The sequence below is a fragment of the Bacillus sp. NPDC060175 genome, from assembly GCF_042728695.1.
GTDB lineage: Bacteria > Bacillota > Bacilli > Bacillales > Bacillaceae_G > Bacillus_A.
In genome coordinates, this window is the sequence record NZ_JBHWYR010000106.1 from 1 (window position 1) to 12,514 (window position 12,514).

The 12,514-nt window shown below is 32.8% G+C and carries 9 protein-coding genes and 2 pseudogenes; 1 reads left to right on the forward strand and 10 read right to left on the reverse strand.

Annotated features, from left to right (window positions below; genetic code table 11):
- The 10 genes and pseudogenes from ACFWDE_RS27790 to ACFWDE_RS27835 form a co-directional block, all read right to left on the reverse strand.
- Window positions 1-194, reverse strand: a pseudogene (locus ACFWDE_RS27790) (DUF4358 domain-containing protein); the annotation flags it as partial.
- A gap of 102 nt (window positions 195-296) precedes the next feature.
- The gene (locus tag ACFWDE_RS27795; RefSeq protein WP_377896046.1) at window positions 297-1,436 is read right to left on the reverse strand and encodes a DHHW family protein; all 1,140 of its coding nucleotides are present in this window, start codon (window positions 1,434-1,436) and stop codon (window positions 297-299) included.
- Between the two features lie 52 nt (window positions 1,437-1,488).
- Window positions 1,489-2,895 (reverse strand): MBOAT family O-acyltransferase, encoded by a 1,407-nt coding sequence (locus ACFWDE_RS27800; protein WP_377896047.1) that lies wholly within the window; start codon window positions 2,893-2,895, stop codon window positions 1,489-1,491.
- 90 nt (window positions 2,896-2,985) lie between these two features.
- On the reverse strand, window positions 2,986-3,675 hold the full coding sequence (locus ACFWDE_RS27805; protein WP_377896048.1) for a GDSL-type esterase/lipase family protein: 690 nt from the start codon (window positions 3,673-3,675) through the stop codon (window positions 2,986-2,988).
- A gap of 431 nt (window positions 3,676-4,106) precedes the next feature.
- A complete protein-coding gene (locus ACFWDE_RS27810; protein WP_377896049.1) occupies window positions 4,107-4,775 on the reverse strand; it encodes a GDSL-type esterase/lipase family protein in 669 nt (222 codons plus the stop codon).
- 500 nt (window positions 4,776-5,275) lie between these two features.
- Window positions 5,276-6,118, reverse strand: a complete 843-nt coding sequence (locus tag ACFWDE_RS27815) for a polysaccharide deacetylase family protein (protein ID WP_377896050.1) — start codon at window positions 6,116-6,118, stop codon at window positions 5,276-5,278.
- A 476-nt stretch (window positions 6,119-6,594) separates the two neighbouring features.
- Window positions 6,595-8,376 carry a HAMP domain-containing sensor histidine kinase gene (locus ACFWDE_RS27820; RefSeq protein ID WP_377896051.1) on the reverse strand — a complete coding sequence of 594 codons (1,782 nt, stop codon included), beginning with the start codon at window positions 8,374-8,376 and terminating at the stop codon, window positions 6,595-6,597.
- Entirely contained in the window at window positions 8,373-9,059 is a 687-nt protein-coding gene (locus ACFWDE_RS27825; RefSeq protein ID WP_016097147.1) for a response regulator transcription factor, read from the reverse strand. The genes ACFWDE_RS27820 and ACFWDE_RS27825 overlap by 4 nt, the downstream gene beginning before the upstream one ends.
- 213 nt (window positions 9,060-9,272) lie before the next feature.
- Window positions 9,273-9,469 (reverse strand): annotated as a pseudogene (locus ACFWDE_RS27830) (Y-family DNA polymerase); the annotation flags it as partial.
- A gap of 433 nt (window positions 9,470-9,902) precedes the next feature.
- Entirely contained in the window at window positions 9,903-11,177 is a 1,275-nt protein-coding gene (locus tag ACFWDE_RS27835; protein ID WP_016097149.1) for an alpha/beta hydrolase, read from the reverse strand.
- A 619-nt stretch (window positions 11,178-11,796) separates the two neighbouring features.
- Between ACFWDE_RS27835 and ACFWDE_RS27840 the strand changes: the two genes are divergently transcribed.
- Window positions 11,797-12,246 (forward strand): MarR family winged helix-turn-helix transcriptional regulator, encoded by a 450-nt coding sequence (locus tag ACFWDE_RS27840; protein WP_002016629.1) that lies wholly within the window; start codon window positions 11,797-11,799, stop codon window positions 12,244-12,246.
- Window positions 12,247-12,514: the final 268 nt, after the last annotated feature.

Consider the following 12,514-nt stretch of genomic DNA (forward strand, 5'->3'; position numbering starts at 1 on the left):
AGTTTTTTACTATCGCCTTCCTTCATTCCCTCTAAGTTAGTAGCATGTTTAATTTCCTCTCCTATTTCTGTAACTGAAAGGCTATTAACGTTTTCTTTTTTTCCAAAACAGCCACTTAAAGCTCCCAAAGTAATTGTACAAACAATAATAGTAATAATGAATTTTATATTAAAAGGTTTCAACAAATTTATCATTAGTTTAAATTCTCCTTTGCATTTAGTTGTTTCAATCATTTAATTTAAACAAGGGTTCTAACGATTTATATTTAATGAATATCGCGATAAACATAAATTAATTTATTCGGATAAATTGTTTATAGATGAATCTTCAAAGAAAGTATTTCCATTATAAAGCACTAACATATCATTAATTTTATTTTTCTGTACCAACATATTTAGACTATCTGTATAGTACCTAAGGTCGACTATATGGATTTCACTAAAATGTGGTAGTAAAAATGGCAGTAAAGAATTCGCATAAGAATCTTTGACAACTAATAATTTTTTTCCATTCATATTATCAGTTTTTATTTTTATTAATGGATGATTCCCATTGAAAAATACAGTATATTTATCTTTTTTCTTGATGTTCTCCATTTCATAAAGAGAGGTGGACGATTTGCTTTCATCAATATACTCTACTTTATATTTGTTATCTTTTTTTGGCTCATATAATTCAATACTATCAGGATTTATATTTCCAAAACTTGCTTTTGAATATAGGGATCCATAAAAACTATTTGTAATTTGTTTAATGTTGAATGACCCATTTTCATTAGGAGTAAATTTCATATTTTTACCCAGTTCTTGATAGGCATAATATGCGCCTTTGGTGGTCCAATGATGATCGGTTTTATAATATATATATTCATCCTTTTTTGAGCTCAATACAGGATATACATCTATAAAGTTTATATCCTTATCTAAAGATTTTTTCACTTTATTAATATACGCAAGCTCGTCACCATGAGAAACATAATTTGGGAGTTTATTTTCCAAAATACTAATTGCTGTAGGTACTAACATGACCTGCATTTTCACATTAGGATTCGCAATATGAAAATCATTTATTGCTTCTATTTTTCCTTTTACATCTTGCTCTTCAGGCTTACTAAACTTTTGAAGCAAAAAACCATCTTTACCTATATACACACCATTATTCTCTTTCTTTCCTATTGTTCGTTCCACTTCAGATTTCACGCTTATCCAAAGATCCCTGAATGCGAACTGATCAGAAATATATTTGTCATAGTTAGAAGTGAACTTCTTTTCTATAAGGTTTTGGAAAGAGAACTCTGGAAACTGTTCTAGCTTTCTATTCTCTGTATCTGAAAATGTTTTATTGGGAGTTAATAAATTTATACTGAACATCCCCCCTATAAATAGTGACACTAACCCTGCCATTGTGCATTTGTATATTTTTTCATACTGATTCAAGTAAATCACCTCTTTCTAGCTAAATACAATATTATTGTTCTATAGGCTATCATTAAAACCTAAAATATAAGAATGGATTGTATGTGGCATTCACTAAATAAGCAGTTGAAAGAACTACTAGTACTACATAAAAGACTGGAATGCCAATAGCACCTGGTAACTTCGACTTTTCTCTAATATATACAAACGCTCTTTTTGGGAATGGTGTTGAACAAATTGCTAGGACAAAAAATAGCATAAAATTAGTTGTAAAATAATATAGAGTTTTATTATCCAAGAAAGCGGATTGATTAAAGCCAAACATTGTTCCTATGAAATCTATTGCTACTGATAAGTTTTCAAACTCAAAAAATACCCATCCGATTAAAACGATAAAAAGTGTATACATATGTCCGATAAAGCTCATTCTATTTTTAAGCCATTTTAAAAGAAATAGCTTTTCTAGTGTTACAAATAATCCAAAATACAATCCCCAAATAATAAAATTCCAGTTCGCTCCATGCCATAATCCTGTTAAGAGCCAAACTACAAACAAATTTCTAAGTTGTTTCATTAATCCGGTCCGATTTCCACCGAGAGGAATGTATACATACTCTCTAAACCATGAACCTAATGATATGTGCCATCTACGCCAAAACTCGGTTACACTTTTGGATATATAGGGATAGTTAAAGTTTTCTGGGAAATCAAATCCGAACATTTTTCCTAGCCCTTGAGCCATAGCTGAATATCCTCTAAAATCAAAATAAATTTGGAAAGCAAAAGCAATAATCCCGATCCATGCTGTGAGGACTGTAAGTTCTGATATAGAAGTTGCTTTTACACTTGTCCAAAGAAGTCCTATATTATTAGCTAAAAGTACCTTTAACGCTAGTCCTCTAACAAATAATTCCATTCCTTCACCAAAACGATCAAATGTTACTTTTCTTTCTTGTAATTGTTTATCAATATCACTGTATTTTACAATAGGCCCTGCAACAAGTTGAGGAAACATCGTAACATAGGTACCAAACGAAATAATATTTTTTTGTGCCTGTACTTTACCTAAATAAACATCAATTACATAAGACATTGTTTGGAAAGTATAAAATGAGATTCCTACAGGAAGAGGAAGCGTCTCAACCTGAATATTCAAATTAAAAATGGTATTGATATTATCCACCACGAATCCGTAATATTTGAAGAAACCAAGTATTCCTAAATTTATTATTATGGAGTTAATAAATATTGCTTTTGTAATACCCTTGCGATTTTTATACTTATCTATAAGTATGCCATTAGCATAGTCAAATATGGTGGAAAATATCATAATGACTATGTACACAGGCTCACCCCATGCATAAAAAATGAGACTGAAGATACATAATATTAAATTTCGAAGAACTTTAGGTGATACGTAATAAATGAGAATTGTTAATGGTAAAAATAAGAAAAGAAAAACCAAACTACTGAACACCATTGTTCTTTCACCTCCTAAATGGTTTTGTCTGTGTTTTTTATTTAAAATTTACAGTCCTCATATAAGAACTGTAAATTATAGGTATAAGTATTACTTAACGGCATTTTTTAATTGTTCAAGTAGTAGCTTGTAATAATCAGCTTTAAAATGTACACCATCTTGATCATGTAAATCTTTGTTTTTTTCAAAAATTAGAGATAAATCAATGTACTCTACTTTTACAACGTTTGCTAATTCTTTAAGTTTCACGTTATATTCATCAATATGTTTATATTGTGGGTATTCCTGTAATACCTTATCTATAACTGGTGTAACAGATAAAAGGTGTATGCTTACATTTGGAAGTTTTTCTTTTATTTTTTGTATTAATTTTGAATAGTTATCTATTGAAAACTTGACTGGATTTTCGATAGGCTTTCCTTCAAGATCCATAGGCATCAGTAAATCATTTGTTCCAAAGCTCATAAAAATATGTTCAGGTTTTTTTTCTACTACTTTGTTAACATCTTCCTCTATAGCCATTGCTGTAATTTTACCTTTGTCAGCAATAATATTTTGATCATCGATTAATTCTTGATCAATCATCCCTTCAGTAATGGAATCACCAAAGAATAAACTGTTTTTAAAAATAGGTTTATACGCACTATCTTTCGATTTTTTTTCATGCACAGCCTCTTGAGTGACCTTATTTGATGTTTTTTCAGTTCCTTTATTTACACAGGCTGCGGAGGTCAATGCAATGGTCCCCGTAACTAGACAAACACATACTTTCTTTAACATTTTTATCTTCCTCTCAAGTCATTATTTCGTAAGCTATTGTGTATATAGCGATGCTATTTTTATTTTCAATGCGAACCTTTCGTTTACAAATATAGATTAATCGTTACAAGTAAAAATAAGGTGCAGATAAGATAGAAATAATTTAAAGAATCCTAAGTTTGAAAATTAGTTATTAAATAGCTTAACAGAAGAATAATTTGATACTTATATTTCTGAGATTGAATATGAAATTTGATTGAATAAAATGTGTTTAATAATCAATGAAATGGTTTGGTAATAGTCGATTTCAAGATAGGAAATACGAGTTGGTTTAAATAAAAAAGGAAGCGAATTGTTGCTAGTTGCAATAGTTCACTTCCTTTTTATATTAACTTTGTATAAACAATACACACATTAAAAGTAGTAATTTAATAATACAAAAATATTTTTGTTTATTTTAATTGATTTTTTAAATATTCCAACCAAATTGGGTAAAATTCCGGCTTAAAATGTATGCCATCCTCAACATAGAGATCTGGATTATCTTTAAACATCGGGGACAAGTCGATAAAATTCACTTGTTCTTTTTTCGCTATCATTTTAAATCCTTCATTAAAATCATTAATATTTTTATAACGCTCTTCTTTTTGTGTACGTTCTGGTGTAACTGGTGTAATTGACAGGATATTTATTTTTGTATCAGGTAATTTTTCTTTTATTTTTTGAATCAATTGAGAATATTGGGTTACTGTAGATTCTTTTGTTTCAGCAAGATTACATAGCCCAAGTAGAATAAATATATTTTCCGGTTTTTGGTTGGCTACTTGCTCTACATTTTTTTGAGCATCTCCAATTGATTTCCCTATACCACTTATAATATTTTCTTCGTCTAATATATCAAGATTATGAAGTCCATCTGTAATGGAATCCCCTAAAAATACACTTGTTTTAAAAATAGATTTAAATGTAGAAGTATCTATATTAGAAGAAGAGGGAAACTCTTTTTCTAAGGTGATAGAAGAAGATTCTATTTTAGGGACTGCTTTCTTACTATCTGGATTTCCGCAAGCTACTAAGGAAATGATACTTATCAATGAGATTGTAATTTTTTTAAAAATCATATACAATTTCCTTTCTTACAGTGCTTTTATTAGTGAAATTAGGTAACGTTTTTACTGATGAAAGCCAATTTTCAAAGATAATTACAGATTTTGCGATACGGGAAAGCCCATATCGGACTTTAGGCATGGGATGAAAGGATCGCTTTTTCATAGAAAAACAGTTGTGTTTTGGTTATACACAAACTATAGACAAGTACAAGTCTTTAAAACGACATTGTGTTCCTTGAAAACAAGATATCATATGGAGTTCGGTAGCCGAATTCATGCTATCGGTAAAATGATATGTGTCGTCAAGAACTAGACGCTAAAACATCTGAACACGAACCTGTACGGTATGGTGATAGTACCGTATCTCATGATCCTATACGGTCTGTCGTGAGAGTGGTGATGGCACACCGCAATCTTGCACGTCAGCGATACCAGAAATGGACTTCGCCTTTGGTAGCAAGAATCCCACTGACGTTTGTCAGCTTGACCCTTTAGGGGGGGAGTGTCAAATACTATAAACGTTGATCTTTCTGGAAATTCAGGTGGAAATGGTCTGCATCATTGTATACACCAAATTCATATCCTTTCTCTTTATAAAATTTAATAATTTCAGGAAGAGCTTGTAATGTCTGTGGTTTTTCATGCATCAAAACAACTTCTATATCTTCTGTCGTTTGTTTTTTTACATTTTCTGCAATCTGAGTTGAATTATCTTTTAATTCCCAGTCATGAGAATCAATCGTCCAATCCCAGACTTTTATTCCAGATTCTACAATTTGCTTACGAATTTCTTCGCTTTTTAGACCTGGTGCGGAACCATATGGCGGGCGAACTAATTTAGGGTTTGTACCTGTAATTTCATGTATAAGAGCTAGAGTTTCTTTCATCTCTGGTACAAATTGCCCATTTTTATATAACTTATTGCTATTATGTGTCATACTATGTGCACCAATATAATGCCCCTCTTTTATTGCTCGTTTTACATTTTCCTGAAGACTGGTATTTTGCAAATTACTTCCTTGCATGAAAAATGTTGATTTAACATTGTCCTCTTTTAATACATCCAAAAATTGACCAGTTAATGCGCTCGGACCGTCATCAAATGTTAAGTAGACTACTTTTCCCACAGGTTTTCCATCCGGCCTTTTTTGTTTTGTCGGTGGTGTTTCACTTTTCTTTTCTTGTTGCTGCGTGTTAACTTGTTTAATGCTTTTTTGAGCTACCCCTTTCGCAGGAGTGGAATTAAATTTTCCAATTAATAAGAACATGAAACAAGCCGTTGCTAGAACAGCTCCTAGCGATATTATTGCCTTAGTTATTACACCTGTTTTATTTTTAATTTTTGTTTTTTTCATTATTTATCTATCCTTTCTCTATTGATTTTTATATCAATTATTTATAAATCCGAACCTTTATTTGGTTGACTCAGTATTTCCAACCGGTTCTTACAATAAATAGATTAATAGAGAGGGATAAAGATAAAATGCAGATAATGTCGAAATTAGTTAAAGAATACATTAATCTTTAGAAAAGTATTTGCCTCTCTGATAAAGTTAAGTTAATTCCCGAATTCGAGAACTGGTTATACACCGAATAAATAGTGAACAAACATTCAATTGCTGGTGAATAAATATGTATAATATCACCAGCATTAGCCCTGTACACCCAAAATAAAAAATACGATTCTTCCTGATTAAGATAAAGAAAGAATAGTATTTTTCTATTTACCTATTTTGTTAGATAGTAAAATAATTAATGAACGCTGATAAAGATAAAGTGCAGATAAGGTCAATTTTGTTTAAAAATAATAAAAGCTTGCAGAACTCAAATTCTACAAGCTTTTATTTAAATAGAAGAAAAATAATACACCATCTTCAGTATTTGATACACCATATTGTATACTATGCAATTCTAAAATATTCTTTGAAATAGCAAGCCCCAGCCCTGTTCCACCTTTGGATCGTTGACGAGACGTATCTCCTCGATAAAAACGATCCCATATTTTCTCTACATGTTCTGGTGCGATATGAGCTCCTTTATTTTCTATGCATACTTTGACACGTTCATTTTCTTCTATTGTAGAAATAATAATATTCTCATTTTTTGGTGTGTAACGAATCGCATTGGTAATAAAGTTAGTAATAACTTGTTCTATTCGATGCTGGTTTGCAACAACTTCAATTTTAGAAAGGTGCTTATGGACATGTAATTGCTTAGCCGTTATATCCGAGGATAATTGCTCGCATATATAATCAATCATCTCATCAATATGGAAAACATCCATTTCCATTTTATACGTACCGGATTCAAACTTTGCTAGTTCTAGCATATCAATAATGAGCATATCCATTTTATCCACTTCTTTTGACATTGCTTTAAAGTAATACTCTTTTTTATTACTTGCAACACCGTCTTCCAAAATTGAAATACAGCTCTTCATTATACTTAAAGGCGTCTTTAACTCATGTGAAACACCAGAGATAAATTCTTTACGTGTATTTTCTAATTGCTTTTCTTTCTCTATGTCTTGCTGCAGTTGGTTAATATACGAATGCAAAGTCATAGAAAGTGTATTAATACTGTTTGATAAATCACCTATTTCATCTTTTGTAGTAATAGGTATCTTCTCTGAAAAATCCAAATCCGCAATTCTTTTTGTAGTATCATTTATTTGTAACAATGGTTTAGCGATTTTTTTTGAGTAATAGAACGATACTAAAACAATAAGAATTAACACTAATATAACTAGATAAATATAATAATCTTTTATCATTTGTACAGCTTCATCCACTGGTTGTAATGATGTCATAGCAAAAAAATAATTTATCTTACCATTTACATCTTTTATTGGTTTAATGAATATTTTATATTTAATATCATTTTGCTCATAATCCATTATTTCCATAGAAGTTAATTTTTTATCTTTTTCATCTAATATTAGATTTATCTGAAATTTTTTTATCCTGTCTATAAATACACGATTTGTATAAAAAAAGCTTGGCCCTATAGTTCCCTCTGGGAATTGTACTTTCTTAATGCTTCCTAATAAGCTTTCTTTTAATGACGGATCCGTTGTGTCTTCTCTTCCATATAACCTTTCTGAAAGTTGCTTATTCTCCAATACCAAATTCCCATTTTTTACTGTTAACATCGCAGGTATTACTGTATCACCTTGTTGTAATCCATCAATAATAATATGATTCCCCGGTTCTAAACGAAACTGCATCCTTTGCATATCCTCTAAATCGATAAAACTATACATTGGAATATGAATTACACGATTAGAAAAAAAATTATTTTTATTAGGATCTAATTGAATTTCTAAAGAAAACCCATTTGCATATTTTATATTGCCTACACTGTCTAGTGTTGTAATCCATGTCGCATTCTCTTGATAGAAATTTTGTTCCAATTCTTGAATTGCTTTCGCATCATCTCCAGATTTTACATATGCTTTTTCAAAGGATTGAATATTCGTTTTAATATCATTAACTTTTCGATTCGCGTAGTATTGCTTGAAAAATATGGTTTGTCCAATAAAAATAGTTACTAAAATAAGTGTGCATAATGCCGTTGTTAATATAAATAATTTAAATACAATTCCTTTTTTCATATCTGATCCTCAAATTTATAACCAGCTCGGACAACTGTTACAATACAAGTTGCTCTATTTCCTAATTTATGACGCAAATTACGGATATGACTATTGACTGTACGATCATCCCCTGTAAATTCATACCCCCATATTTTAGTGATTAATTGTTCTCTAGAAATAATAATCCCTTGATTTTTCATTAAATATGTTAGTATTTCAAATTCTGTGTGCGTCAAACTTATATCTTTTTCATCGACAGTTACTGTACGGGAGGGATAATGTACATGGATGCTACTTCTAGTTAATGTGTCCTCAATTGATATATTAACTTTCGAAGAATGTCGACTTTCAATTAATCGTTTGGCTCTCGCTAATAGAATAGGGGGACTGTATGGTTTTGTAACATAATCATCTGCTCCTAGTTCAAATCCAAGCAGGGTATCATCCTCATCAACCCGAGCCGTTAACATAATAATAGGCACATTAGATGTTTTACGAATTCGTCGACAGACCGTCCAACCATCTAATTCTGGTAACATAATGTCTAAAATAATTAAATGTACCTCATGTTCTTCAAATGTAGACAATGCTTCTTTCCCATCAATCGCCTCTAACACCTTATATCCTTCGTTTAATAAATAATCCTTCATAATTTCACGTAAAATATCTTCATCTTCCACAATTAAAATTGTTCTTTCCATATTCTATCTTCCCCACGATTTATTTTCACGAAAAAATACTTTCTTTTCTAGTTTAACCAATTAAAAGTCTTTCACTATTTCCATTATTAATAAATGTAAGATACTTACATGAGGAGAATAACATGCTGATGTATAGATAAAATGCAGAGATATGAAAATGCAAAATCTATTGTGAATTTGTAGTTGATGGAGGTACATAAAACCAAACCGTAATTTTATACCTAATTGTTTTAGTGGTTTAGTAGCAGCTAAAACAACAGAACCTGGTCTGGTCTTGCCGTATCGCTAACTACTGCTAGCTTTGTTTGTAGTGGATCATAACCTAATTTCAAGCAAGAAACGGATGCGAAAAATGACACAAGATCTAGGTAAAATACTGTATTGTTTGGGCAAAGTGAATAGTCATACACTGCATTATCCCCATTACAGAATATCCGCTCTTAATACATTCCTACTTAACCCAAATATTCAACCTATTTTTCGAAAATACGTTCGCTATTTTGAAGGATTTTAATATAAATAGTTATAAATCATATTTTTCAATAATTCCCATAGAAAAATACGGTAAAATAAATGTGATATGAAAGATAGCTTATATATTTGTAATTGTAAGAAGAAATGGATGTTATTAAAATTAAGATGGTTCAAGTAGGAGAAAAGACACTCTTCATAGAGTGTCTTTTCTTTGTATACTTTATTAGATTTGAAATTTTTCAACTATTCCATCTGGATGAATAATAACTCCTTTATTTACTATGTCGCTTGAATTCGTTAAATAATAGATACATAACAAAACGGACCTGATACTTACTGCAGAGCTTTTTTTGAATCGGATTGCATCTGTTAATTTTTACAAGCATTTAATGCGTTACATTTTTTACGTGCTTTAATTTCAGCCGGCTGAGCACCAAGCCAATAGGTTGGAAATGCAGTCCCCTCAGTGACATCGCCATCACGGTGCATGTAATAGCGTTCATCATAGTGAGTTTTAACGTTACCTTCAAGCGCAAGTTCTACCCATTCTGCACCAAAACGGAAAATTTCTGCAGCTACTCCACCAAGCGGATGGAATTCATTCTCGTAGACGCGCAGCTCTTTTGGTGCTTCTACAAGCTCATAAAGACTTAATGCTTCTTCCAAACGGGTTAGTTCATCAAATTCTCCTATTCCCATGAAGACTGGACAAGTAATCTTTGGAGCCAATTTCCATAGGTTCATCTGGCTACTCAGCTCGTTTTCAAAAGCAACCTCATCAGTGTAGCCCGACATGTACATAAAGTTTGCTTTGAAACTCGGCTGTGCTCGGTTGAAGATGGTATCAAATTCGCCATATACACCTTCAAAAGTTGCTAAAGCGTTTATACGATTATCACTTGCAGCAGCCCGCATCCCCCAATACCCACTCATACTGATGCCAAAAAATCCAATCCGATTTGAATCAACCTCAGGTCGCTTTGAAAGAAAATCGATATAACAACTAACTGCACGTTCGTAATTAGTCAAATCAACTTTTAGACCTCCTGACACAGATTCTCCTTGACCAGGACCTTCAATTGATAGAGCTACGATACCACGAGACGTATAATAGCGTTGCGCAATCTGTATATAGTCTTCCTTAATCATGTCCATACCTGGACCTAATATTACTGCTGGTGCATTACGAATTTCGCCTAAAGGTAAATGAAGCAATGCATATATCTTTTTGCCTTCAAAGTCTAATACTATACGTTGTACCCTTCCACCTCCAAGTGACGAAATAGCTGCCACACATTCGTTACAACGCTCTCGAAATGCCAATTTTCGTGGATCATCATTAAAATATGAGTATTGTGCACGTCCCCACATAACAGCAGCTCGCTGATACAGGTCACGAGCAGTCACAGCGAATCCTTTTTGTTCATAGTGCTTTGCTCGTTCTTGAGCCTGTGCAGCAACCGTGGCCCATGCTTTTGGTATCATTGCCCCACTCTTTACTTGGGAAAAAACCTTATCAAAATCAGTATGATCGTGTCCTAACTGTTCCATAGTTGCCTTTGCTTCAGGGTGCAAAGCATCAAATCCACCAAGCGCAAGTGCTATGTCTAATGCCCATCCTTGAGATATTGAACGTTGAGTCATAATAATCATCCTTTACTATATTTATTAATTAAGTACTTAATCATTAAGTACTTAATCATTAAGTACTTAATTAATAACAATGAAGTATACTATAGGCTTTTGTCAAGTCTATATTTTAACGAATTTAACGAAAGAATTCTCCTTCCTTAAGCGTGTGAAGGGCAATATCCCAACGGTAGGTGGGATATGAATTTCGGTTTTGCATAGCCAAAAACTTTTGATAAATTAGCTATATGGAGTTCTTTGATAACCTGATATATGAGGTTGCAGGAAGAAAATAGAGCACGAAAACCAAGCCATTCGTTTCCTGCGTAAAATATCAACTGTACCAAGAGAGCGTCCAAGGGCTGGACATCTAGGGGTGGAACACCCGAAGTAACGCTCAGGGAGACGAAATGTTACTTTCATCGTGGAACTGAGAAGCTCCCGCTTCAAGCTTTGCTAAGTGGCGAGTAGTTCACGTATTCTATCTTTTCATAAGATGACTCCAGATAATGAGATATACTATCGCTTGGAAAAAGGACTGTAAATTCCCACTTAATTTGACTCTATTCTTCTCTATATGTTAATGTTATTTTTATATAATTAAGTACTTAACTAATGAGGGAGTGGTGATTTTATGACAAATTCTGCTAATAAATTAACTACAATAGATGTACTTAGTCAAGCTATATATAGCCTGACTGCAGCCGATGGACGTTTAAGAGGGCGAGCTACTCGTACATTAGGAGCTGTTTCAATGGTCCATGCCCGAACCCTTAAAGTATTAGCTGAGGAAGGTGAATTATCAGTCAAAGATTTAGCTGATCGAGCAGAAACTACCGCCGCGGGTGTTACCCAATTAATCAATGGATTGCAACAGGCTGGCTACGTTGAGCGTGTTCGTTCAAATAACGACCGTAGAATTGTCAACATCCGACTTACACCTAGTGGTTTAAATTGTCATTTAGAAAGAGAGAAAAAACTAAATCATATTCTTAATGCGACCCTTTCAGATTTTGATGCGGAACAACTCAAACAGTCCGCGGAAATAATAAGACGTCTAGTTCATGTACTTGACCAGCTTTGACACTCCCACCCCTAAAGGGGCAGGCTGACAAACGTCAGTGGGATTCTTGCTACCAAAGGCGAAGTCCATTTCTGGTATCGCTGACGTGCAAAATTGCGGTGTGCCATTACCACTCTCACGACAGACCGTATAGGTTCGTGAGCTACGGTACTATAACCATACCGTACAGATCATTGCGTGTTCATATGTTTTAGCGTCTTGTTCTTGACGACACATATCATTTTACCGATAGCGTGAATTCGGCTATCGAACTCCATATGATATCTTG